A 22,198-nucleotide genomic window follows, 5' to 3' on the forward strand; every position below is an offset into this window, starting at 1 on the left:
CGGTCGTGCTGCCGTTCACCGGGCTCAACGGCCCCACCCCGGTCGCGGTCGGCCCCGGTGGCGCCGTTTACGTCGGCGACTACTACAACAATCGGGTGGTGCAGCTGGCGTCCGGTTCATTCGCCGAGACCGAGCTGCCGTTCACCGGCCTGAAAGCTCCCGCCGGCGTGGCGGTCGACAGCTCGGGCGCGGTGTATGTCTGCGACGCGTACAACAACCGGGTGCTCAAACTGTCCGCCGGAGCGAGCACTCAGATCGTCCTACCGTTCACCGAGCTCGTCTTCCCCACGGCCGTCGCGGTAGACAAGACCGGCGCCGTCTACGTCAGTGACTCTCCCAAGAACCAGATCCTGAAATTACCGGCGGGAGCCGGCTCCCCAACAGTGTTACCGCTCAGCGGGCTCAACCATCCCGAAGGCGTGGCGGTAGACGCAGCCGGAAACGTCTACGTCACCGACAGCAACAACAACCGGGTGCTCAAACTACCCGCGCACTAACCGATTGGTCCGGATTTCGGTCGCCCGATGCGGGCCAAGACGCTCCGCTAGCCGCATACACTGCCTGCAGTAATGCTTTCTTCGCAGACGAGGTTCGCATTGAGAAGAGTCCCGCTTGGGGTGTGGTTTTCGGTCGTGCTACTGGTCGCCGCGCTAGCCATGCCGATCAAGCAACGGTGCGGGACACCGAGCCGCAGCTGCGCCAGCACGCTGGACGCAAACGGCAACCTTCATTACTACTACGAGGTCGAACCGCTGGGGGTGTTCCTCCTGGAAATGATTTCCGGCACCAACATCCGCTGGTATTACACGTCGGGCGAGGAAATCTCGTGACCGCAAGGCGCGTAACGGGTTTGGCTAGCCCCGGCAGACTTGCGGCGCATACTGCACGGTCGTGGTAGACGGCGTGTTGAACTGAGAGTCGACGGTGAGCTCGGGAATCACCGGCTGATTTTCGACGCCGAGCCGCTTCAGCTCGAGGTTGATCTGCATGGTGTCGGGCGTGATCCTGCGCGCATTGGTGTCCCGGTCCGGCCGCATCGACGCATCGGTGCTGGAGGGGCCCTGCGTGCGGATGATGGCAAGGTCGTCGGTGTCCTGTTCCGGGCCGAGCTCGACGAATTTCTTGCCGTTGTTGGCGACACTGTACGTCAGGACGTAACCCACAAAGCCGGACGAGTGGTTGCCCGCCGGCGACTGCGGCAACGGCTGCGCGAATCGCACCACCAGCTGCAACACGCCGCTTCGGGGATGGCCGACGTCTACGGACGCCACGGTGAGGTTGTCCGGCGGCTTCGGTCCCTCTTGCAGCTGGCAGTTGAGCCGCTTCGGCAGGCGTGCCCAGTCGTCGCGAGGTGATTTCACCCAGAACGCAAATCCGATTCCGACCAATGTCAGCACCAAGGCGATGGGAAGTAGCAGCCGCAGTGCCGCCGGCAACCCCGACCAGCCCCGGCGCACCCCGTTGGCAACGGCCCGCAACGGTGAGGGTGCCGTCGAGCGGTCCGCCCGGCAATGCTTGGTCCAGTGCTGACCGTCCCAGTATCGCTGTCCGCCCGAACCGTCGGGATTGAAATACCAGCCTGCCGGCGGTGAAGTCGGCACGGTCACGCTCCATTCAACGTCGGGGTCGGTGAGGGCTCGGCCGGGCGCGCCGGATCACGGCGGCGCGTCCAATGACTCCGGGGGCGGATCGAGCATTTGGACGTGGTCGCCTTGCCACTGAAACCCGACGGTGGTCAGAGTGCCGTCATCGCAGGCGTCACAGCTTTGTCTGCTCCGGTAGGTGAGGACGACCAGGTCGTCGGTGGAGGCCGGAACCTCCAATTCGGTGAACGGATACGCCACCGGGGTGGCAGTGCCGACGAACGCCCCCCGGTGAAACATCAGCGCCTGGTCCGGTGAGCTGCGGGTGGCATCCACCACCGTCACCACCACCGCCGACAAGTCCGCGCACGGATCGTAGTCACTGAACTGCGGGGTGGGATTCCACGCTTTACCGGTCTTCTTGTCCGGGGGAAGCTGGGCGAGCGCCGCGGATACCGCGGTTGCCTCATCCGGCCCGCACGGGCCCGCGGGCGCGGTGGACGTCGTCGTCGGCGGGTTCGACGGGGCGGTCGTGGGCGCCGCCGAAGGACCGGCGCCGGGACGCGGCTTGCCCGAGAACACCACGACCGCCACGATGACGACCGCCACGACGGCTAGGACAGCTAGGAGCGCCGCCGCCAGCCCGATGGCGCGCGCGGACCGCGCCAGCCCCGACGGTGGCGTCGTATCGACATCGTCGGACGGCTCGTAGGCCGGCGGGGGCCAGTTACGGTCGATATCGCCCGATGCCATGTTCGTGCCCGACACCCCTCCCTGTTGGGCGGCAGACGCCTCCCCGGTACTTCCGAGCTTGGCGAATTGTAGCCACACGGTGCAGGTAGGGGAAATGAACCGCCCGCCGAGTAGCCGCTGCTCAGCGGGTGAATCTGCCCACATCCGCGCATCTGGAGTGGGGACTGCGCAGCAATCTGCCGCATACTAGACGGCATGCAGCAAGCGACGTCCCCGCAAACCACCGGCCCGGCGCCGTCCGGTGAACCGGTGACGGGTCGAGGCTTGTGATGGGTCGTTCGGGCGGACGTCACCGCCGTCGCGCTGTCCGTAAGCCGTCGCCGCTGCGCCGACGGCTGTCGCGAAGCTTCATGACCCTGGTCTCCGTGGTGGCCCTGGGCATGACCGGGGCCGGATATTGGGTGGCCCACGGCGCGCTGAGCGGCATCACTATTTCCCAGGCCCTGACCGCCGAGGACCCGCGGTCCACCGGCAACAACATGAACATCCTGCTGATCGGGCTGGACTCCCGCAAAGACCAGGAGGGCAACGACCTGCCGTGGTCGATCCTCAAACACCTGCACGCCGGTGATTCGGACCAGGGGGGCTACAACACCAACACCCTGATCCTCGTGCACGTCGGCGCCGACGGAAAGGTCGTCGCCTTCTCGATCCCCCGTGACGACTGGGTGCCCTTCGCCGGCGTTCCGGGCTACAACCACATCAAGATCAAGGAAGCATACGGGCTCACCAAGCAGTACGTCGCTCAGCAGTTGGCCAATCAAGGGGTGAGTTCCCAGCGAGAGCTGGAGACCCGGGGCCGCGAGGCCGGCCGCGCCGCGACCCTGCGGGCGGTGCGCAGCCTGACCGGCGTTCCGATCGACTACTTCGCCGAGGTCAATCTGGCCGGTTTCTACGATCTGGCCGAGACGCTGGGCGGCGTCGAGGTGTGTTTGAACCACGCCGTGTACGACTCATATTCGGGCGCCGACTTTCCCGCCGGGCACCAGCGACTCGACGCGACCCAGGCGCTGGCGTTCGTACGGCAGCGTCACGGTCTGGATAACGGGGACCTGGACCGGACCCATCGGCAGCAGGCATTCCTGTCGTCGGTGATGCACGATCTGCAGGATTCGGGCACCTTCACCAATCTGGACCGCCTCGACAGCCTGATGGCCGTAGCCCGTAAAGACGTCGTGTTGTCGGCCGGCTGGGATGAGGACCTGTTCCGCCGCATGGGCGAACTGGCGGGCGGGAACGTCGAGTTCCGGACCCTGCCCGTGGTGCGTTATGACAACATCGACGGCCAGGACGTCAACATCATCGACCCGGCCGCGATCAAGGCCGAGGTAGCCGCGGCGATCGGCACCGGTGCCCCGGCGGCGACAACCACGACCCCCGCGGCGAAGCCGGACCCGTCCACCGTCGTCGACGTGGTCAATGCCGGCAGCATCAGTGGGATGGCCAGCCAGGTGTCCAGCACGCTGCGAAAGCGCGGCTACACCGCCGGCCAGGTCCGGGACCGCCAAGCCGGCGATCCGTCGACCAGCACGATCAAATACGGCACCGGCGCCCAAACCGACGCGCAGAATCTGGCCAGCCTGCTCGGCGTCGACACGTTGAAAGCGGACCCCAGCTTGGCACCCGGACACATCCAGCTGACCGTGGATACCGAGTTCGCGATGCCGGCCCTCGACGAATCCCAAGAAACGAGCACGACCACCACATCGACCGGGACATCGACCGGGACGACCGGGACGACCGGCAACACGTACAACACCTATTACAGCGGTGGTACTACCAGCACATATCCGACGCCCGATCACGGAAAGCCGATCGACGGCGGTGGAGTTCCCTGCGTGAATTAAGGCGCGCAACGCGCGCTGGGTGAAGTAGCTAGGCGTGCGTTCCGCCGTCGATGCGGATTTCGGTGCCGGTGATGAACGCACCGTCCGCCGACACCAGCATGGCGATGACGCCGGCGACCACCGACGGATCTGCCATTCCGGCGCCGCTGGATGTCTCGGTGGTGGGCAGAACCGGCATCAGCCGGGTGAACAGCGACCAGTCGGCGTCTTGCGGAAGGTAACCGCCGGTGGCATCGGTGATGCCGGACTTGATGCTGCCCGGCGCCACGCACACCGCCCGCAGACCGCGCTTCGCATACTCGAGTGCCAGGGAATGCGTGAAGGCTTGCACGCCGCCTTTACTCGCGGCGTAGGCGGCCATGTACGGGTGGGCAAACGACGCCGAGGTGGAGCTGAAATTCACGATCGTGCTGCGCTGGTTGGCCAGCAGCGCTGGCAGGGCTTCCCGGACCACCAAAAAGGTGCCGGTCAGGTTGACCGCGATGATCTGATTCCACTGCTCGGTGCCGGTCTGGTGAGTGTGCGCGGCGCGCAGCATGCCGGCGGCGTTGACCAGTGAGTCCAGGCCGCCCAGGGTGTCGACGGCGCGGCGCACCCCCTCGATCACCGACCGCTCGTCGGCGACGTTCATCTCGCATGTGGTGAACCTGCCACCGGTCCCGGCCTCGGCGGCGCGGGCCGCTGTCGCGGCCAAGCCGTCGGCCGCGATGTCGCTGCCCACCACCGCGGCCCCCTCGTCCAGTAGCCGCAATGCGGTGGCCCGGCCGATCCCGGAGGCGGCGCCGGTCACCAGGATCCGCTGGCCGTGGAGTCGCTTCATCGCCTCAGACGACTCCGCGTAACCCGTCGCGGCCGAACACCGGTTCCAGCATCGCCGAGAAGTCCGGGCCCCGTCGCAACATGTGGCCGCCGTCGACGTTGATCACCTGCCCGGTGATGAAGCCGGCGGCGTCGCTGAGCAGAAACATCGCCAGGTTGGCGACGTCCTCGACCTCGCCGACCCGCGGCAGCGGCGTGCAGAGCGCATAGTCGCGGCTCAGCTCCGGCGATTCGGTGACCGGTGCGACGAGTTCGGTGCGGATCAGGCCCGGGCGGATGCTGTTGACCCGCACCCAGGACGGGCCGAGCTCGTCGGCCGCCAACTGCATCAGGTGGTCGACGGCGGACTTGGTTACCCCGTAGGCGCCGAACCAGCGGTGGGTGTTGCTGGCCGCGATCGACGAGATGCCGACGAAGGACCCGCCGCCGCCGCGCACCATCTCGCGCGCGGCGTGTTTGAGGACGTACATGGTGCCGTTGACGTTGAGGTCGACGGTGCGACGCCAGGCCGCCGAGTCGATCTGGGTGATCGGCCCGATGGTCTCCGACCCGCCCGCGCAATGCACCACGCCGTGCAGCTGCCCGTGCCATGCCGTCACCGCGTGAACCGCGCGGGCGGTCTCCTCCTCGTCGGTGACATCCGCGGGCTCGTAGCGGATGGACCCGCCGCGTGCCTTCAGCGCTTCGAGTTCTTGCACGGCGCCCGCCAGCCGGTCGGGGTTGCGGCCGACGATCATGACCGAGGCTCCGGCCGCCACCAGACCGGCGGCCACCCCCTTGCCGATTCCGCTGCCGCCGCCGGTGACCAGATACGTCCGGTCTTGAAAGGAAAGCTGCATTCGAGCCCCTCACGGTGAAGCTGAAACAGGTTCTCGTTATCGAACCATGCGGCCGTCGGCGCGGGCATCGGTCCCCGGTGTCGCCGAACACTTTCGTCACAGCTGCCCCACCGGTTTCTCGCGGGGGTGGGTGGCAATCTGTCCGCCTATTAGCGACACGTCGGGTGGCCCGCCCGTCGCGACCGAAGGTGTCGCTATTAGGCGGGCACAACGACACTCGCCCCTCCCTGGGACAGGCGTGACGGATGTGACTGCGACCCGCGACGCTACGGCGTATCGCGGCGGGCCACCTTGGTCGGTTTGGCCGTACGCCAGTCTTCGACGTCGGGCGGCAGGCCGACCGGGAACCTGTTCTGGTTGTGGGCGGCCCAGTGGGCATGTCCCAACTCGTGGACGTGGAACGCGTGCCGCAGCGCCTCGGTGAAGCCCATGGCGTCGGAGGCCGCGTTGACCGAATCCTTGACCAGCAACGCCGCCATTGTGGGACGCTCGGCGATGCGCCGCGCGAACTCCAGGGTCTTTTCCTCCAGCTCGGCGGCCGGAAAGACCTTCGACACCATGCCGAGCCGGTAGGCCTCGTCGGCATCCAGCGAATCACCGGTCAACAGCAGCTCTTTGGCCTTGCGTGGACCGAATTCCCAAGGGTGCGCGTAGTATTCGACGCCCGGCATGCCCAGTCGCACCGCCACCACGTCGCTGAACTTGGCGTTGTCGGCGGCAACGATCAGGTCGCACGCCCAGATCAACATCAGGCCCGCCGAGATCGCATTGCCCTGCACCTGGGCGATGGTGATCTTGCGCAAATCGCGCCAGCGACAGGTGTTCTGGAAGTAGAAGTGCCACTCCTGCAGGTACAGCTTTTCCATGACCGCGTCGCGGGTGGCGCCGTGGGAGCGGAAGGTCGGATGCTGCGCCGGTCCGGGCTTGCGCTCCAGCATCGCCGCCTCCGACCCAAGATCGTGCCCGGCGGAGAAGTTCTTTCCCCGCGCGGCCAGGATCACCACTCGCACGGCGTCGTCGGCCTCGGCCCGGCAGAACGCCTCGTCGAGCTGCACCAGCAGGGTCCGGTTCTGCGCGTTGTGGGCCTCCGGACGGTTGAGCCAGATCCGCGCGATCCGCCCGTCGTCCAGGGTCTCGTAGGCCACCAGCTCAGCGGGCTTGGCGCCGTCGGCCTGGGTATCGGCGTGATCCGAGAGTGTCATTGCGCCCACCTACCTAGGTCTCGGGTATCGATCTTTACAGATTACGGCGACTCTGTAAGAAGGGCGCGGGCCGGGCCGCCGGCTCAATGCGGCGCAATCGGGCGAACGGGCGGCCCGGGAGGTGCTCGCAGTGCTCGCAGCCGATTGAGCTTGGCTCGCCGGCGCGGCTGCGTCCCGGATTTAGCTTCGCTTACAGTTGTGTAATGCCTACCAAAACTGACCATGGCGATATCGGCGACGTGGAACCGGTGGCCGACAGCACCGCGAGCCAGGCCAGGAGGGTCGTCGCCGCATACGCCACCGACGCCGACGAGTGCCGCATTTTCTTGTCCATGCTCGGTATTGGGCCGGCGAAGCTCGAGAGCTAATGGCTTCCAGGGGATCCGCGGAGCCCACAACAACGGAAGTCTTCGGGGACTCTGACTTCGTAGTCGTCGCCAACCGACTGCCCGTGGACCAGGAGCGGCTTCCCGACGGCACCACCACCTGGAAGCGCAGCCCTGGCGGGCTGGTCACCGCGCTCGAGCCGCTACTGCGGCGCCGGCGCGGGGCCTGGGTCGGCTGGCCCGGTGTTGCCGAAGCCGATGTCGACGTGGTAGACGAGCACATCGTCCAGGACGAGCTGCGGCTGCATCCGGTACGGCTGTCCGCCGACGACGTCGCCGAATATTACGAGGGGTTTTCCAACGCCACACTGTGGCCCCTGTACCACGACGTCATCGTCAAGCCGCTCTACCACCGCGAGTGGTGGGAGCGGTATGTCGACGTCAACCGCCGCTTCGCCGAAGCCACCGCACGCGCGGCCGGTCGCGGCGGAACCGTCTGGGTTCAGGACTACCAGCTGCAACTGGTCCCGAAGATGCTGCGCACGATGCGGCCGGACCTGACCATCGGCTTCTTCTTGCACATCCCGTTTCCGCCGGTGGAGCTGTTCATGCAGCTGCCGTGGCGCACCGAGATCATCGAGGGCCTGCTCGGCGCCGACCTGGTGGGGTTCCACCTGGTCGGCGACGCCCAGAACTTCCTCTTTCTGGCCAGGCAGCTGCTCGACGTCGAAACGTCGCGCGGAGCTGTCGGCGTGCGGTCGCGATTCGGTGCGGTCCAGCTCGAGTCGCGCACGATTCGGGTGGGCGCCTTCCCCATCTCCATCGACTCCGGGGCGCTCGACCAGGCGGCGCGCCATCGCGACATCAAACGCCGGGCTCGCGAGATCCGCGCCGAACTCGGTAACCCCCGCAAGATCCTGCTCGGCGTGGACCGCCTCGACTACACCAAGGGCATCGACGTGCGGCTGAAGGCGTTCTACGAGCTACTGGCCGAGGGGCGCGCCAAACGCGACGACACCGTGTTGATCCAGCTGGCAACACCCAGCCGCGAGCGGGTCGAGAGTTACCAGATACTGCGTAACGATATCGAACGCCAGGTCGGCCACATCAACGGCGAGTACGCCGAGGTCGGTCACCCGGTCGTGCACTACCTGCACCGTCCGGTGCCCCGCAATGAGCTGATCGCCTATTTCGTGGCCAGCGACGTCATGTTGGTCACCCCGCTGCGGGACGGGATGAACCTGGTGGCCAAGGAGTACGTCGCGTGCCGCAGTGATCTCGGTGGCGCCCTGGTCCTCAGCGAATTCACCGGGGCCGCCGCCGAACTGCGACAGGCGTACCTGGTCAACCCGCATGACCTCGAAGGGCTCAAGGACGCGATCGAGGGGGCGCTGAACCAGACCGACGAGGAGGGACGGCGGCGGATGCGCGCGCTGCGGCGCCAGGTGCTGGCCCATGACGTGGACCGCTGGGCCCGCTCGTTCCTCGACGCCCTCGCCGAGGCGCGTCCGAAGGACCCGGGTTAACTCCGGGGCCGCGAGCGCAGCGGCAGTAACCGATGGTCCCGGGTGAAAACCAGCCGCACCAGGCCCAGGGCCACGACGACGGTGGTGGTCGCGACCGAGCCCAGGACCAGGAACATCACCACCGCCTGCACCAGCACGGCCTGCACCGGTGGCACCCCGGCGAGGATGAGTCCGGTCATGGCGCCCGGAAGGAACACCAGTCCGGTGGCTTTCGTGGTCTCGATCTGCGGCGAGATCGCCGACCGCAGCGCGATCCGCAGATAGGGAGCCACGGCCTGACGCGACGGTTGCCCGAGGGCGAGTCTGGCTTCCACCTCGTCACGTTTGTCGCGCAGCTCGTCGACCAGGCGCCGGGCTACCAGCACCATGGCGGTCATCGAGTTGCCGATCATCATTCCGGCAATCGGCACCAGGGTTCGGGCCTGCAGCGGAAAGACCCGCAGCCCGAATATCACCCCCAAGGTGATCGCGGCCGCTGCGGCGAACGCGGCAATGGCCAGCGGCGCCAGCCGCGGCACCTCGGGTGCCCGCCGGCGGGCGACATCGCCGGCGTAGCCGATCATGCCCGCCATCCACGCCGCCGACCACCACAGCGACCGGCCGGGCGCGAAGAGCAGCGTCAGCGCGCCCCCGACGAGCAGCAACTGGACCAGCGCGCGGGCGGCCGCCCACACCACCTGCCTTTCCAGGCCCAGCCGCTGCCAGAGTGAAATCGCGGCCGCGAACGCCACCAGCGCCAGCGATGTCGCCAGCCCGATCCAACCGACCTGGCCGGTCACGACGTCACCTGATCGTCGGCCTGACCGTCGGCCGGCTTGGAGGCAACGTCGACGAGTCCCACGCAGCGGCCCCGTTCGATGTGCAATATCCGGTCGGCGGCCCGCTCGGCTTGCGCCGGGTCGTGGGTGACCCACAGGGCGGGAATGCCGTCGTCGGCCAGCCCACGCACCGCACGCTCGATCACCCGGGCCGCTTCGGCGTCGACGGCTGAAGTGGGTTCGTCGAGCAGCAGCACCTGTGGGCGGACCATCAGGGTGCGGGCCAGGCACATGCGCTGCGCCTCCCCGCCCGACAACGCGGTCGCGTCGCGATCCAACCATGACCCGGTGAGCGCCACCCGCGCCAGCGTGTCCCGCAACTGCGCTTGCGACGCAGTCGGCTCGGCGGCCAGCAGGTTGTCGGCCACCGTGCCCGGAAACGGTGTGGGACGCTGGAAACACATGCCCACCCGGCGCCGCAGCCATAACGGGTCTGTCTCGGCAATATCCTTGCCGCAGAACAACACTCGCCCACTCGTCGGCACCTCCAGTCGATTGCACAAGCGCAGCAGGGTCGACTTGCCCGATCCCGACGGGCCGAACACCGCCGTCACCCCGCGCCGGGGAATGGCGGCGGTGAACCCGTCCAACGCTCGCACCCGGTCACGTTCGACGACAACGTCGGCGAATTCGAACACCGAAACGTCATCCACTGCCAAATCCACTGCTATGCCTCGATCTGCCCGGGGGTCGGTCGCGAACAACTCCTGCGGTACGCTCACCCGGAAGACTATCGGAACACGATATCGGAGTCCGAGTTGGCGGTGACAGGTTCGTCCGTCTGCTCACTGGATGCGCGGCTGGCCAATGCCGGTTGATCGACGCGGCTTCCTCACGTGGAGCGGCCTGGGGGTGCTCACCGCCACTGGCCTGGCGACCGCCTGCTCGCATAGCCCGCCGGCCGGTAAGGCCGACTACACGCCGAGCAGGTGCCCCTGGACGGCAATCCGCTGCCCAAACCCGTTGCGGTTGCGGTGTTGTGGCTGGGCGCCGCCGAACGCATCTCCGCGATCATCGAGATGAACCACCCCGGCGTCTGGATTCCTCGGCGACCTCTCCGACGAGGACCGTCAAGCGGGTATGGGCACCGGCGTCGAATACGCCGGCCGCACCGGTGACCCGCAGTGGGCCGCGCCGCCCGAGTTTGCCTGGGAACCGGTTTCATGACGCTGCTGCGCAGCTCCTAGACCTGCACGCCGTAGAATCGGAACCCGATATCGGCTTCGTCACTGACCCGAAAGGGGTTGTCCCGAAAGGGGTTGTCCATGCGGGAATTTCAGCGGGCTGCGCTTCGCCTGCACATCCTGCATCACGCCACCGAGGAAGAAGTCCATGGCGCATGGCTGACCGGGGAACTGAGCCGCCACGGATACCAGGTGAGCCCCGGCACACTGTATCCGACACTGCACCGGCTGGAGGCCGACGGTCTGCTGGTGTCGGAGCAACAGGTGGTGGCCGGCCGGGCCCGCCGCGTCTACCGGGCCACCGCGGCCGGCCGCGCGGCTTTGTCCGATGATCGCCGTGCCCTTCGAGAGCTGGCCCACGAAATCCTCGGCACGAAGGCCTGAAGGGGGGCCTGAGCTGGCCTGAGCCAGGCGCCGGCCGGCGTTGCGAAGCCATGGTGTTCCCGCCGAAACGCTGTGATACTCGATGCAGCACCGCAGCGCGGTAGCCAGCAAAGAAGATCAAGGAGGAAGCGACGTGAACATCCGTCACGGACTGGCCGCCGGCGCGGGCATCGTCTCGGCCGTCGCACTGGCGACCGCGCTGGAATCAGGCGAACCGGCCCATGCCGTCGCGCCACCGCCGGACGGTGCCTACTCCTTCAGCCAGGCCGGCGTTTCCGGGGTTACCTGGACCATCACCGCGCTGTGCGACCAGCCGTCCGGAACGCGCAACATGAACGACTACTCCGACCCGGTCACGTGGGCGTTCCAGTGTGCGCTCAATATCGCGAGCACGACGCCCCAACAGATCACCCGCGCCGACAAGCTGCAGAACTTCGGCGCCCGGGCTCGGCTGACCAGTGTCCTGTGGACCTTCCAGGTGAACCAGGCGGAGGGCGTGTTGTGCCCCGACGGCAGCACCGCGCCGTCGACGGAAACCTATGCGTTCAGCGACGAGAACATGACCGGCACGCACACCACCTTGCATGGCGCGGTCTGCGGTCTGGCGCCGGACATGAAAAAGGAACCGTTCTCGCTCCAGCTGGTGGGGCCGCCGCCTAGCCCGATCGAACGGTACCCGTTGCGCTGCAACCAGATTGCGATCTGCTACTGACCGGCGACGGAGCAGCAGAGCTACGGGCGCGCGTGCCATCGACAGTGCGCTCGACGGGCGCCCGAGTGCCCTAAACGGCGCTAAACGGCCCTACCCGGAGCTAAACGTCGTGGTGTTGCTGACGCCAGTAGTCCGGGTGTTCGGCCAGCCACCGACGCTCCACGCGTTGCACGCGGTGATGCTCGGCCATGATCAACAACCCACCGGCCATCAGCAAACCCGCCGCGCCTGAGCCCAGCGTCAGTAGCAACTCGCCGTGATTGTAGGCCAGGGCCGCCACAATCCCGGCCATGCCGATCACTCCGAGTACGATCAGGAACAACCCCGGCAGCCACAACGTGTCGATAAACGATTCACCGGCATGCGGTTGGGTGGTTCGGGAGTGTTCCACCGGATCGCGATATGCACCCTTCATTAACGTCTCCCTTCTCCAAGAGACGCCTTTAGGGTACGCCTAGATTGTGCGCCAGGTCACAGATAATTTTCCGGGTCGCGCAACCTGCGTCGGCTCCGGCCTCGATCGCTCGGGACTGGACTCAGATCGGCGTGATGTAGGCGATCAGCCACTTGCCGTCGATCCGTTTGTAGTCCACCCGCAGCCGGCTGCCGTCGTAGAGCGGCTGGCGTGACTTGTCGGTCACGGTACGGTTCATGTACACCATCACCGACGCCGAATTGCGTTGCACCGACATCACTCCCACGCCGACGACATTGGCCTGGACCACCACCTCGCGCTTCTTGGCCTCCGGGATGATCTGCGCGTTGGCGCTGCGCTTGAACTCCTGGCGATAGTCGGGCGTCAGGAACAGATAAGCGTCGTTGAGGCTGCGTTCGACCGTCTGGTAGTCGTAGGCGAACACCTTCGGTATCTGGTCGGCGGCCACCTTCGGCAACTCCGCCCGCGCAATCCGCTCGCCGCTGGTCTCCACCCGGTCCCAGTAGAACCACCCACCGGCCGCGGCCAGTCCCACGATCGCGACGACCAGCAGGACGCCGGCAACGGCACCCAGCGCACGCCACACGCGCCGCAGTCGCATCAGTTGCCCCCGTCGGGATACTTCAGGTCGTAGCCGGTCATCCGCCCGGTCTCGTCCTCGTGCACGATGACCCGTAACCGATAGGGCATGGACGGCTTGTTGACGCCGTCGATGTCGGCAACCGTCACCCGCACCGAAACCAGCACCGAAGCGTTGTCGCTGACGGTGTCGATGCCTTCCAGGGCGGCACCGTTGATGACGGCCTCGGACGTGGCGTTGGTGGCGCGGAACAAGCCTTTGAGGTTGTCGACGTTGTTGTTGGCGCTGAGCATCCCGCGCAGCGGACCGCTGGTGCTGTTGACGAATCGGTTGACTGCCTCGTCGATGGTGTTCGGCGTGTAGCTGAACATGTTGACCACCAACTGCGTGGCGGTGTCGACGAAGCGTCGCTGCCGGGCCTGCTCGGCGTCGGCGTCCCGGTGCTGACCGACCAGGGCCAGCACCCCCCAGCTCAGCGCGGCGATGATCACCACCGCGGCGGCCAGCGATATCCAGGCCACCAGCCTGCCCCGGGCCCGTCGGCGGGGCGGCGGCCGGACCGCCGACCGAGCCTTGACCGCCGTGACCGGCGTGACCGGCGTGACCGGCTTGGCCGGCCGCTTCGGGTCGGCCGTGGACGTGACCTTGACGGGGGTTTCGGCTGCTTCACGCTGGCTCGATGCGGCTTTTGCCGGACCCGCCGCGCGAGACGCCCGCCGGCGCACCCGCTGCGCGCCCGGCTGCTGTGGTGCCACTACATAGCCTTCGGAGCAAGCATGAGGTCCACCCAATTCTCCGCGCTGGATGCGCCGTTGATGCCAGGCGCGAAGATACCAGTGCCGCCGGCCGGGTCCTTGAAGACTCCGGTGCTCTGGTCATAGGTGGTGTAAGCCTGGCCGCTGGCTTGCGGTTCCGGTCCGGTGCCCACGGGCGGGGGCGGCGGCGGCAGCGTCTTCGGGTACGGAAGCAGCGGTGGCTGCGGTGGATAATCCGGCGGCATCCACGACGTGAAGGGCGGCGGCGGGCCGTTGTCGTTGGGCGGCGGCGCCGGCTGCGCCGGCTGGTGCAACGCCGGTCCGGGACCGGGCACCACACCCGGTGGCGGCGGCCCGGCGATCGGCGTGCCCGGGTCCGGATCGGCGTCCGGCGGAATGTAGGGAAACTTGTTGGGCGGCAAGACGTTCAGTCCATTGGTTACCGGTGTGTCGTACGGGACCGGCGGCCCGCGCCACGGGTTGCGACCAGTGGGCACGTAGCCCTTCGGGTCGCGGCACAACTGGATCGTCGGTGCCCGCTTGCCGGGAAACTCCTGGCACGGGTAGTTCCGGGCGCCGCGCACCGTGCTGGGGTCGTTCTGCGCGGTCTTGCAGTACATGTCCTGCGGGAGTTCCCGCAGCCCCTCGTCGGCGGGCGAGCGGATCAGCGGCGGCGGAATGAAGCCGACGTTGCACGACGGCGGGTCGTTGAGGTCGATCTTGAAGTCCAGCTTGGCGCCCTCGTCCTGGGGCACCCCGCCGGCAGCGGTGGTGAGCGCGGCGAACAGCGCCGGCAGCACCACCAGAAGCTGCTCGATCGACTTGTGGTAGATCACGCCCACCCGGCCCAGGTTGGCCAGGCTGGCCGCCAGCGCCGGGAAGGAGGGCCGGATACCGGAGAACGCCGTGTTGGCCTCGTCGATCGCGTCCGGAGCGGTGGCCAGGGTGTCACGCAGCCGCGGGTCGGCCGCACGGAGCTCGGCGGTGAACCGCGCCAGCCCGTCGGCCAGTGATTTGATGTCAGCGCCGGCGCGGACTTGAGCCTGCAGGAACGGACCTGCCTGGTCGATCAGCTGCGAGACCTGCGGGTAGTTGGTATTGGCCTCGTCCACCAGCAACCGCGCCGATTCCACCAGCCGGGCCAACTCCGGACCGGTGCCGTTGGTGGCGGTGAACGCCTCGTGCAGCAATTCTCGTAGCCGCGTGTCGCCGAGACTGTTGACCAGCACCTCGGCCTTGTGCAGCAGATCGGCGACGTCCTGGCCGATCCGGGTGTTCTGGCGCTCGATCGTGGATCCGTTGCGCAGCTTGGCCGGCGACGGATTGGCGGGCGGCACCAGGTCGACGTACTGCTCGCCGATGGCCGACACGCTCTTCACGGTGGCGGTGACGTTCGACGGAATCGGAGTGCCGCTGTTCAGCCGCATTTCGGCGGTGACGCCGGACGGATTCAGCTCGACCGACTCCACCCGCCCCACTTCCACACCGCGGTAGGTGACGTTGGCGTTCTTGTACAAACCGCCACCGGCGACGAAATCGGCGCTGACACCGTAGGTTCCGAGGCCGAACGTGGCCGGCAACCGCAGGTAGAAGACGCCCATCACCACCAGGGTGATGACGGTGATCACCCCGAAGATGGCCAGCTGGATCCTGGTGAGTCTGTCGATCATCTCCGCATCCCTACTGCCCCTTACTGACCCGAAGCCGTACCGGGCGGAATCTTGAACGGGTCGGCCGCCTGTCCGGACAGGTTGGCCATTTCCCCGGTCAGGAAGTCGGGCGGGTTGAGGATCTCGTCCATGTGCGCCATGTTCGGGTCAAGGGCATACGACGTGGTGAAGAATGTCTCACCGATACGCCGCAGGGTCAGGTCGAATGTGGTGAACACGTTGAGATAGTCGCCGCGCACCGCCTGCTTGATGCCGAAGTTGGGGAACGGGAAGGTCAGCAGCAGCTGCTGCGAGGTGACGAATTCCTTACGGTTGTCGTTGATCGCCTTCACGACCGAGTAGAGGTCTTTCAAGTCCGCGGCGAAGTCGGTCTTGGTCTTGGACAGCACGTGCGAGGTGACGATGGCCAGCTTTTTCAGCGCGGCGAACGCCTCGACGATGCTGGCGCGGTTCTTGTTGAGCACCCGAAGCGCGTCGGGCAAGGTGTCCAGCGCCCGGCCCAGATTATCCTTGTCCCGCGCCAGGATTGCGGCGAATCTGTTCAGCCCGTCGACCGCGTTGATGATGTCGTTGACCTGCTTGTTGAGTCCGGCCGTCAACTCCGCGAGCCTGGGGATCAGGTCTTTGAACTGACCCTGCCGGCCCGCCACGGCTTGATAGGTCTCGTCGGTGATCTCCTCCAGCGCACCGACATTGCCCTTGTTGACCACCACCCCGAGTGCGGCGAACACCTCCTCGGTGGTGGGCGCGCGGCCCGTGCGGGACTCCGGGATGGACTGGCAGTTGCGGTCCCCCAGCCTGCCGGTCGGACGGTCAGCCGGACGCACCAGGTCGATGTGCATCGAGCCCAGCAGCGACGTCTGGGCGACCGTGGCGGTCGAGTTGCACGGCAGCACCACTTGCTTGTCCAGGGCCAATTTCACCGCGGCATAAAAGGATCCGTCGGGCCGCTGCATGGCTTCGATGCCGGCGACACTGCCGACGGTGACGTCGTCGACCATCACCGGCGAGTTCTGCGGCAGCGTCGCCACGTCGGGCAGCTCGGCGGTGATCGTGAATGCGCCTTCGCCGTGGCCGGCGGTCCCGGGCAACGGAAGCGAGTTCAGCCCGCCGAACTGACAACCCGCAAGCAGCGTGCTGCCGGCAGCAAAAACACCGGCGCGCAACATGATTCGTCTCATCGGCCGGCCCCCTGCTCGGCGGGTAGCGGTGCCGCGGGCGCCGGGGAGGCAGCCGGAGCAGGCGGCGGTCCCGGCAGCGGGCCGTACCCGGGCGGGGGGCCGGGCGCTTGCGGGACAAACAGGCTCTGCAGGTCCGTGGTGTTGCCCGGCGCCGGCTGTGTCGCCGGCTTGGCCGGAATCCAGGTCAACTCTGGAACCGGCGTCTCGGCCTTGGCCTGGGTGGCCGGGGTGTCGTAGATGACCTGGCCCTTGTAGGCCGTGATCGTGTTGAGCGGGTGGAACATGATCGGCGGGTAGTTCGCCGTGAGCCGGCGCAGCACCGGACCCAAGCGCTCCCGGCACAATTCGGCGCGCCGGTAGTAGTCGGGTCCCGAAGTTCCCGCAGGGGTGTCGAACGAGCCGCCGCAGATGAATTGCACCGGGTTGGCGAAGTTGGGTATCGACAGCAGACCGTTCAGGGTGCCCTGCGCGGGGTCGTAGATGTTGTAGAAGTTGGCGATACCGGGACCCGCCACGTGCAACACCTGCTCGAGGTTGTCGCTCTGGTTACTCAAGGTCTGGGTAAGGTCGCCCAGCTGGCTGACCGTTTCGATCAGCGTCGAGTTGTTCTCGTGCAGAAAGCCCCGGATATCGGAGAGCGCCTGGTTGAGTGTGCCCAGGGTGTGGTCCAGGTTGCGTGAGCTGTCGGCGAGCACCTGCGACACCGAGGCCACGTGCCCGGCGAACTGCACGATCTGTTCGTTGCTCTGCGACAGCGCGTCGACCAGCACCTGCAGGTTCTTGACGGTGCTGAAAATGTCGCTGCGCGAATCCCCCAGGCGCCCGGCGACTTGCGAGAGTTCCTGCAGCGCCTTGTGGAACGAGTCGCCGTTGCCGTCAAGGGTGTCGGCAGCCTGGTTGATCGCTGCTCCCAGCGGGCCCTGCAGTTCTCCCGCGGCCGGACTGAGGGTGACCGACAGTTGGGTCAGCGCCTCCTTGACCTCGTCCCACTCCACCGGGACCGCGGTGCGAGACAGCTCGATGCTGGCGCCGTCGGGCAGCACGGCGCCGCCGGTGTAGGCGGGGGTGAGCTGAATGAACCGCGCCGCCACCAGGTTTGGCGACATGATGACGGCCTGGGCGTCGCGGGGAATCTTGACGTCCTCGGACACCGACATGGTGATCTTGACGTCCGACGGCCGCGGCTCGATCGTGTCCACCGTACCGACCGGAACCCCGAGGATGCGGACCTCGTCGCCAGGGTAGAGCCCCACGGCGGAGGTGAAGTACGCGACGATCTTGCGACCGTTGCCGCCCACCGAAGCCAGCACGTAGACACCGCCCACCAGCACCGCGACCAAAGCGATGATGGTGACGGTGCGCACGCCCCGGCGGCCGAAACGTCGCTGTATGGCGGTCGTCATGGCGACTTCGGCCTGATGATCCAGCGTTCCTGGATGAGCCCGCGCAGATAGTCGGCGAAGCTGTCCGGCAGTTTGCCGGGCTGATAGACCATGTCGAACACCATGGCCATCAGCGGCGCCGGAATAGCGCTGAAGACGTTGACGTTGAATCCCGGTCCGGACCCGACGACCTCGCCCAGCGTGGTCGCGTAGGCGGGCAGCCGCTTGAGGGCTTCGGTGATGTAGTCGCGGCGCTCGTTGAGGTTGCTCAGCACCTGGTTGAGCTTGGAGAGGGCCGGGCCGAACTCTCGGCGGTTGTCGGCGACGAAGCCGGAAATCTGCGCCGAGACGTCGTCGATGCCGGAGATGAGCGCGCCCAGCGCGGCACGGCGCTCGTCGAGCGCGGCGAACAGCTGGTTGCCGTCATCGATCAGCTTGTTGACCTGCGCGGCGCGCTGCGACAACACCCCGGTTACCGTCTTGGCGTGCGCCAGCAGGCCCTGCAGCGCTTCGTCGCGACTGTTCAGGGTGCGCGACAGCGACGTCACGCCGTCCAGCGCACCGCGCAGCTGCGGCGTGGCGTCATGCAGCGTCTCGGTGAGCACCTTCAAGGCCTGCTCGAACTGCGGCTTGTTCAGGTCGTTGGCGTTGCGGCCCAGCTCCTCGAGGGCGCCGTTGAGCGTGTAGGGCGTGGTGGTCCGGTTCAACGGAATCGTGGTGGCATGCCCGCTGCCGGCCGGGGTCACCGAGATGGACCGCTCGCCGAGGATGGTGTCGGTCCGGATCGCGGCCAGCGACTGGTCGCCGACGACGACCTTGCGGTCGACGCTGAAGGTGATCTTGGCGCTGTCACCGGCCAGGCTCACCTCCGAGACCTTGCCCACCTTGAAGCCCGAGACGTAGACGGCGTTACCGGGCGTGATGCCGCCCGCATCGGTGAAGTAGGCGTCGTAGGTCTTGCCCTGGGGAATGAAGGGCAGCCCGGCGTAGCCGAAGGCGATCAGCACGACGCAGACCACCAGCACCACACCGAAGATGCCGGTGCGCAGCGGGTCGCGATCGCGTTTACTGCTTGGCTTGTTGTTATTTGGCAAAGGCGCACCTTCCCTTGCTGGGATCCGGCTGACCGCCCATCGGGATCAGGATGTCGCTGCCGGCCGGACCGTTGATCTTGATCGTCACGGTGCAGAAGTAGATGTTGAAGAACGCCCCGTAGGAGCCCAGCGCGGCCAACCGCAGGTAGTCCTCGCCCAGCTGCTCGACGTCGTTGTTGATCTCGGCCTTGCGGTCGTCGAGCTCGGTGGCCAGCGGCCGGGTGTTTTCCAGGATGCCCTGCAACGGCCGACGCGAATTTCTCAGCAGGTCGGTGAGATCGGTCGTCGTCGAGGCCAGCGGCGGGATCGCGCCGGCAACCGCGTCCTTGTTGTCGGCCAGCCCGGTGATCAGCTGTTGCAGCTGGTCGACACTGGCGGAGAATTGCGCGCTCTTCTGGTCGACGGTGGCCAGCACCGCGTTGAGGTTGGTGATCGCGTCGCCGATCAGCTGGTCGCGTTGGCCCAGGGCCGTCGAAAAGGCGCTGGTTTCGGCGAGCACGTCGGACAATGCGCCGCCCTGGCCCTGCAGCAACTCGATGACCGCGCTGGTGATCGTGTTGACCTTGTCCGCGTCGAGGCCCTTGAGCACCGGCTTCAGTCCGCCCAGCAGCGCATCGAGGTCCAGCGCCGGCTGGGTGTGCTGGGCGTTGATGGTGCCGCCCGGCGGCAGCTTGCGCAGCTCCCCGGGCCCGGAGGTGATCTCCAGGTAGCGGTCGCCGACCAGGTTTTCGTACCGGACCACCGCACGCGTGGACGAATAGAGCGTGTAGCGCTTGTCGACTCCGAACGTCACGTCAACGGTGTTGTCCGGATTCAGCGCGACCCCCGACACCGCCCCGACCGGTATGCCGGCGATGCGCACCTTCTGGCCGGCCTTCAACCGGGACGCGTTGGTGAAGGTGGCGTGGTAGGTGGCTTCCGGGCCGAACCGGAAGTCGCCGAACACCACCACCAGCGCCGCGGCCACCAGCAACATCGCCAGTGCGAAGATGCTGACCTTGATCACCATCGAGCGATGCGACGGCATGCCCCCGCCCGCCATCAGAAGTCGTCCCGTTCCGCGAAGGCACCGTGGAACAAGAACTGCAAGGTCGACGGCGCGTCAACCTGCACCTCGGTGAACGGCTCGTACGGAATGTTGGCGTTGTCGGTGACCAGGAACGGTGCGCGGTAGAACGACCCGCCGTTCTGCTTGGTCGGGATGTCGGGCAAACCGCGGCAGTTCGGCCCGCCGGAGGCGTTGACGATCGGCAGGCTCTCCGGGTAGGTGTAGGCCGGCGCGCCCAGCACGAAGTTCGACGAGGTGAACAGGCCCGCCTTGCGGACCCCGATCAGCGGGGCGAATTCTTTGATACCGCGGCCGATTCCCTTGAACAGGCAGCCGAATTCCGGCGAGTAGTCGGCGGCCACCTTCAGCGGGGCCCGCAGCCGGTTGATGGCGTCGATGAAGTTCTGCTCGGCGGGCTCCAGCGTCTCGTAGGCGTTGTTCGCCAGGCCGATGGTGGCCAGCAGCGTGGTGTTCAGGTCTTTCTGCTTGTCCACCAGTGTCTTGTTGATGGTGGGCAGGCTGTCGAACACGGTGTTCAGATCGGGCGCGGCGTCGGCGTAGACGTTGGTCACGATGCCCGCCTTGCGGAAATCCTCCTGCAGGGTGGGCAGCTTCGGATTCGCTTGGCGGGTCAGGGTATTCAGCCCCGACAACAGCGCGCCGAGGTCGTCGCCGTGGCCCCGCAGGCCTTCGGACAGCGCGCTGAGCGTTCCGTTCAATTCGACCGGGTCGATTTTGTGCAGCAAGTCGATGAGCGACTGGAACAGCGTGTTGACCTCCAGCTGCACCTGGGATGCCTCGACATGCGCGTCAGGGCGCAGCGACGTCGGCGACGGCGCCGTCTTGGGCGGAATGAACTCCACCGATTTGGCGCCGAAGATGGTGTTGCCGGCGATGTGCACGGTGGCGTTGGACGGGATGAAGCGCATCTCGCCGCTTCTGATGGCCAGCCGCAGCCGTGCCTGGTCACCGCTGTAGGTGATGTCCTCGACGGTGCCGACCTGGACGCCGCGGAACTTGACCTTGGCGCCCTTCTCCATCACCAGCCCGGCCCGCGGCGAGGAGACGATGACGGTGTCGGTCGAGGTGAATGCCGCGGTATAGGACAGGTAGGTCAGGACGGCCGATCCCACCAGCAGGCCGGCCAGCAGCGCTGCCGCCACCCGCACGCTGGTGCGCCGCGATCCGCCTGCCATGGTCTCTACCCAGTCCTATCCAGAGAGGTTGAAGTTGCCGGACGCGCCGTAGACGGCGAGCGAGATGAACAGCGTGATGACGACCACCACGATCAGCGAAGTCCGCACGGCCTGACCGACGGCGATCCCGACGCCGACCGACCCGCCGCTGGCGTTGTAGCCGTAATAGGTATGCACCAGCATCACCGCGATCGACATCACGATCGCCTGCAGAAACGACCACAGCAGGTCGGACGGAATAAGGAAGGTGTTGAAGTAGTGGTCGTAAAGGCCTTTGGACTGCCCGTTGATGAACACCGTGGTGAACCGGGCGGCGAAGAACGCGGCCAGCACCGACAGCGAATACAGCGGAACGATGGCGACCAGGCCGGCGATCAACCGGGTCGACACCAGGTACGAGACCGAGTGGACGGCCATGCATTCGACAGCGTCGATCTCCTCGGACACCCGCATGGCGCCCAGCTGGGCGGTGGCGCCGGCGCCGATGGTGGCCGCCAGGGCGATGCCGGCGATCACCGGTGCGACGACGCGCACGTTCAAAAACGCCGAGAGGAATCCGGTCAGCGCTTCGATCCCGATGTTGCCCAGCGACGAGTAGCCCTGCACTGCGATGACGCCGCCGGAGGCCAGGGTCAGGAAGGCCGCCACGCCGACCGTGCCGCCGATCATGACCAGCGCGCCCGCACCCAGGGTCATCTCGGCGACCAGCCGGATGGTCTCTTTGCGGTATCGCGTGATGGCGTTGGGGATGTAGCGCACGGTTTCGCCGTAGAACAGCGCCTGCTCGCCGAAGCTGTCGACCGGCTCCTGCAGCCGGGACATGAGTCGGCGGAAGCGGATAGTGACGTCATAGCTCATCGCTT

Annotated in this window: 24 protein-coding genes; 7 read left to right on the top strand and 17 right to left on the bottom strand. The window is 66.8% G+C overall.

The features are described from left to right. The first annotated feature begins 5 nt into the window (after positions 1 to 5). Positions 6 to 497, top strand: coding sequence for an NHL repeat-containing protein (locus tag EET03_RS30455; RefSeq protein WP_075543754.1), 492 nt, complete (start codon positions 6 to 8; stop codon positions 495 to 497). Positions 498 to 596: 99 nt separating this feature from the next. Beyond that, a complete protein-coding gene (locus EET03_RS24210) occupies positions 597 to 830 on the top strand; it encodes a hypothetical protein (RefSeq protein WP_075543788.1) in 234 nt (77 codons plus the stop codon). A 24-nt stretch (positions 831 to 854) separates the two neighbouring features. Here the strand turns inward: EET03_RS24210 and EET03_RS24215 are convergent, their stop codons facing one another. Next, positions 855 to 1,601 (bottom strand): DUF2510 domain-containing protein, encoded by a 747-nt coding sequence (locus tag EET03_RS24215; RefSeq protein ID WP_075543789.1) that lies wholly within the window; start codon positions 1,599 to 1,601, stop codon positions 855 to 857. 54 nt (positions 1,602 to 1,655) lie between these two features. Next, positions 1,656 to 2,336, bottom strand: a complete 681-nt coding sequence (locus tag EET03_RS24220; protein WP_075543755.1) for an LppP/LprE family lipoprotein — start codon at positions 2,334 to 2,336, stop codon at positions 1,656 to 1,658. 269 nt (positions 2,337 to 2,605) lie between these two features. Between EET03_RS24220 and EET03_RS24225 the strand changes: the two genes are divergently transcribed. Next, positions 2,606 to 4,183, top strand: a complete 1,578-nt coding sequence (locus EET03_RS24225) for an LCP family protein (protein ID WP_075543756.1) — start codon at positions 2,606 to 2,608, stop codon at positions 4,181 to 4,183. Between the two features lie 28 nt (positions 4,184 to 4,211). On the opposite strand, the gene EET03_RS24230 is transcribed toward EET03_RS24225, so the two are convergent. The 3 genes from EET03_RS24230 to EET03_RS24240 all read right to left on the bottom strand — a co-directional run bounded on the left by EET03_RS24230 (position 4,212) and on the right by EET03_RS24240 (position 7,043). Continuing rightward, positions 4,212 to 5,003 (bottom strand): SDR family NAD(P)-dependent oxidoreductase, encoded by a 792-nt coding sequence (locus EET03_RS24230; protein WP_075543757.1) that lies wholly within the window; start codon positions 5,001 to 5,003, stop codon positions 4,212 to 4,214. Positions 5,004 to 5,007: 4 nt separating this feature from the next. Next, complete coding sequence (locus EET03_RS24235; protein WP_075543758.1) at positions 5,008 to 5,841, bottom strand: SDR family oxidoreductase; 834 nt, start codon at positions 5,839 to 5,841, stop codon at positions 5,008 to 5,010. A 266-nt stretch (positions 5,842 to 6,107) separates the two neighbouring features. Next, a complete protein-coding gene (locus tag EET03_RS24240) occupies positions 6,108 to 7,043 on the bottom strand; it encodes an enoyl-CoA hydratase (RefSeq protein ID WP_075543759.1) in 936 nt (311 codons plus the stop codon). A 203-nt stretch (positions 7,044 to 7,246) separates the two neighbouring features. Here EET03_RS24240 and EET03_RS24245 point away from each other — a divergent pair, with 203 nt between their 5' ends. Further along, on the top strand, positions 7,247 to 7,411 hold the full coding sequence (locus EET03_RS24245) for a hypothetical protein (protein WP_099193779.1): 165 nt from the start codon (positions 7,247 to 7,249) through the stop codon (positions 7,409 to 7,411). Beyond that, positions 7,411 to 8,895, top strand: coding sequence for an alpha,alpha-trehalose-phosphate synthase (UDP-forming) (locus EET03_RS24250; protein WP_075543760.1), 1,485 nt, complete (start codon positions 7,411 to 7,413; stop codon positions 8,893 to 8,895). The genes EET03_RS24245 and EET03_RS24250 overlap by 1 nt, the downstream gene beginning before the upstream one ends. On the opposite strand, the gene EET03_RS24255 is transcribed toward EET03_RS24250, so the two are convergent. Both EET03_RS24255 and EET03_RS24260 read right to left on the bottom strand, forming a co-directional pair. Further along, positions 8,892 to 9,674: an ABC transporter permease gene (locus EET03_RS24255; protein WP_075543761.1), complete on the bottom strand. Its 783-nt coding sequence runs from the start codon at positions 9,672 to 9,674 to the stop codon at positions 8,892 to 8,894. The two genes, EET03_RS24250 and EET03_RS24255, sit on opposite strands and share 4 nt — an antisense overlap. Further along, positions 9,671 to 10,366 carry an ABC transporter ATP-binding protein gene (locus EET03_RS24260; RefSeq protein WP_075543790.1) on the bottom strand — a complete coding sequence of 232 codons (696 nt, stop codon included), beginning with the start codon at positions 10,364 to 10,366 and terminating at the stop codon, positions 9,671 to 9,673. The genes EET03_RS24255 and EET03_RS24260 overlap by 4 nt, the downstream gene beginning before the upstream one ends. Before the next feature lie 612 nt (positions 10,367 to 10,978). Between EET03_RS24260 and EET03_RS24270 the strand changes: the two genes are divergently transcribed. Together EET03_RS24270 and EET03_RS24275 are read left to right on the top strand one after the other, a co-directional pair. Next, positions 10,979 to 11,281 carry an Rv3488 family transcriptional regulator gene (locus tag EET03_RS24270; protein ID WP_075543762.1) on the top strand — a complete coding sequence of 101 codons (303 nt, stop codon included), beginning with the start codon at positions 10,979 to 10,981 and terminating at the stop codon, positions 11,279 to 11,281. A 133-nt stretch (positions 11,282 to 11,414) separates the two neighbouring features. Continuing rightward, entirely contained in the window at positions 11,415 to 11,993 is a 579-nt protein-coding gene (locus EET03_RS24275) for a hypothetical protein (protein ID WP_063470968.1), read from the top strand. Between the two features lie 100 nt (positions 11,994 to 12,093). Here the strand turns inward: EET03_RS24275 and usfY are convergent, their stop codons facing one another. The 10 genes from usfY to EET03_RS24325 form a co-directional block, all read right to left on the bottom strand. Further along, positions 12,094 to 12,408 carry a protein UsfY gene (gene usfY / locus EET03_RS24280; RefSeq protein WP_063470967.1) on the bottom strand — a complete coding sequence of 105 codons (315 nt, stop codon included), beginning with the start codon at positions 12,406 to 12,408 and terminating at the stop codon, positions 12,094 to 12,096. Positions 12,409 to 12,529: 121 nt separating this feature from the next. Then, positions 12,530 to 13,030, bottom strand: coding sequence for a hypothetical protein (locus tag EET03_RS24285; RefSeq protein ID WP_063470966.1), 501 nt, complete (start codon positions 13,028 to 13,030; stop codon positions 12,530 to 12,532). Then, the gene (locus EET03_RS24290; RefSeq protein ID WP_063470965.1) at positions 13,030 to 13,764 is read right to left on the bottom strand and encodes a hypothetical protein; all 735 of its coding nucleotides are present in this window, start codon (positions 13,762 to 13,764) and stop codon (positions 13,030 to 13,032) included. Before EET03_RS24290 ends, EET03_RS24285 begins: the two co-directional genes overlap by 1 nt. Then, positions 13,764 to 15,434 carry a virulence factor Mce family protein gene (locus tag EET03_RS24295; protein WP_075543763.1) on the bottom strand — a complete coding sequence of 557 codons (1,671 nt, stop codon included), beginning with the start codon at positions 15,432 to 15,434 and terminating at the stop codon, positions 13,764 to 13,766. The genes EET03_RS24290 and EET03_RS24295 overlap by 1 nt, the downstream gene beginning before the upstream one ends. 20 nt (positions 15,435 to 15,454) lie before the next feature. Continuing rightward, entirely contained in the window at positions 15,455 to 16,615 is a 1,161-nt protein-coding gene (locus tag EET03_RS24300; RefSeq protein ID WP_099193780.1) for an MCE family protein, read from the bottom strand. Then, a complete protein-coding gene (locus tag EET03_RS24305; RefSeq protein WP_063470962.1) occupies positions 16,612 to 18,018 on the bottom strand; it encodes a virulence factor Mce family protein in 1,407 nt (468 codons plus the stop codon). The genes EET03_RS24300 and EET03_RS24305 overlap by 4 nt, the downstream gene beginning before the upstream one ends. Continuing rightward, on the bottom strand, positions 18,015 to 19,091 hold the full coding sequence (locus tag EET03_RS24310) for a virulence factor Mce family protein (RefSeq protein ID WP_099193781.1): 1,077 nt from the start codon (positions 19,089 to 19,091) through the stop codon (positions 18,015 to 18,017). The genes EET03_RS24305 and EET03_RS24310 overlap by 4 nt, the downstream gene beginning before the upstream one ends. Next, positions 19,081 to 20,133 carry an MCE family protein gene (locus tag EET03_RS24315; RefSeq protein ID WP_075543765.1) on the bottom strand — a complete coding sequence of 351 codons (1,053 nt, stop codon included), beginning with the start codon at positions 20,131 to 20,133 and terminating at the stop codon, positions 19,081 to 19,083. The genes EET03_RS24310 and EET03_RS24315 overlap by 11 nt, the downstream gene beginning before the upstream one ends. After that, positions 20,133 to 21,335, bottom strand: coding sequence for a virulence factor Mce family protein (locus tag EET03_RS24320; RefSeq protein ID WP_075543766.1), 1,203 nt, complete (start codon positions 21,333 to 21,335; stop codon positions 20,133 to 20,135). Before EET03_RS24320 ends, EET03_RS24315 begins: the two co-directional genes overlap by 1 nt. Before the next feature lie 15 nt (positions 21,336 to 21,350). Further along, entirely contained in the window at positions 21,351 to 22,193 is an 843-nt protein-coding gene (locus EET03_RS24325) for an MlaE family ABC transporter permease (protein WP_075543767.1), read from the bottom strand. Positions 22,194 to 22,198: the final 5 nt, after the last annotated feature.

Source organism: Mycobacterium innocens, assembly GCF_900566055.1.
GTDB lineage: Bacteria > Actinomycetota > Actinomycetes > Mycobacteriales > Mycobacteriaceae > Mycobacterium > Mycobacterium innocens.

Excerpts from the sequence above, each read along its gene's own strand:
- EET03_RS24295 (WP_075543763.1), bottom strand. The coding sequence starts at position 15,434 with ATGATCGACAGACTCACCAGGATCCAGCTGGCCATCTTCGGGGTGATC.
- EET03_RS24240 (WP_075543759.1), bottom strand. The coding sequence starts at position 7,043 with ATGACACTCTCGGATCACGCCGATACCCAGGCCGACGGCGCCAAGCCC.
- EET03_RS24315 (WP_075543765.1), bottom strand. The coding sequence starts at position 20,133 with ATGGCGGGCGGGGGCATGCCGTCGCATCGCTCGATGGTGATCAAGGTC.
- usfY (WP_063470967.1), bottom strand. The coding sequence starts at position 12,408 with ATGAAGGGTGCATATCGCGATCCGGTGGAACACTCCCGAACCACCCAA.
- EET03_RS24320 (WP_075543766.1), bottom strand. The coding sequence starts at position 21,335 with ATGGCAGGCGGATCGCGGCGCACCAGCGTGCGGGTGGCGGCAGCGCTG.
- EET03_RS24245 (WP_099193779.1), top strand. The coding sequence starts at position 7,247 with ATGCCTACCAAAACTGACCATGGCGATATCGGCGACGTGGAACCGGTG.
- EET03_RS24235 (WP_075543758.1), bottom strand. The coding sequence starts at position 5,841 with ATGCAGCTTTCCTTTCAAGACCGGACGTATCTGGTCACCGGCGGCGGC.
- EET03_RS24300 (WP_099193780.1), bottom strand. The coding sequence starts at position 16,615 with ATGAGACGAATCATGTTGCGCGCCGGTGTTTTTGCTGCCGGCAGCACG.
- EET03_RS24230 (WP_075543757.1), bottom strand. The coding sequence starts at position 5,003 with ATGAAGCGACTCCACGGCCAGCGGATCCTGGTGACCGGCGCCGCCTCC.
- EET03_RS24225 (WP_075543756.1), top strand. The coding sequence starts at position 2,606 with ATGGGTCGTTCGGGCGGACGTCACCGCCGTCGCGCTGTCCGTAAGCCG.
- EET03_RS24220 (WP_075543755.1), bottom strand. The coding sequence starts at position 2,336 with ATGGCATCGGGCGATATCGACCGTAACTGGCCCCCGCCGGCCTACGAG.
- EET03_RS24250 (WP_075543760.1), top strand. The coding sequence starts at position 7,411 with ATGGCTTCCAGGGGATCCGCGGAGCCCACAACAACGGAAGTCTTCGGG.
- EET03_RS24285 (WP_063470966.1), bottom strand. The coding sequence starts at position 13,030 with ATGCGACTGCGGCGCGTGTGGCGTGCGCTGGGTGCCGTTGCCGGCGTC.
- EET03_RS24270 (WP_075543762.1), top strand. The coding sequence starts at position 10,979 with ATGCGGGAATTTCAGCGGGCTGCGCTTCGCCTGCACATCCTGCATCAC.
- EET03_RS24325 (WP_075543767.1), bottom strand. The coding sequence starts at position 22,193 with ATGAGCTATGACGTCACTATCCGCTTCCGCCGACTCATGTCCCGGCTG.
- EET03_RS24305 (WP_063470962.1), bottom strand. The coding sequence starts at position 18,018 with ATGACGACCGCCATACAGCGACGTTTCGGCCGCCGGGGCGTGCGCACC.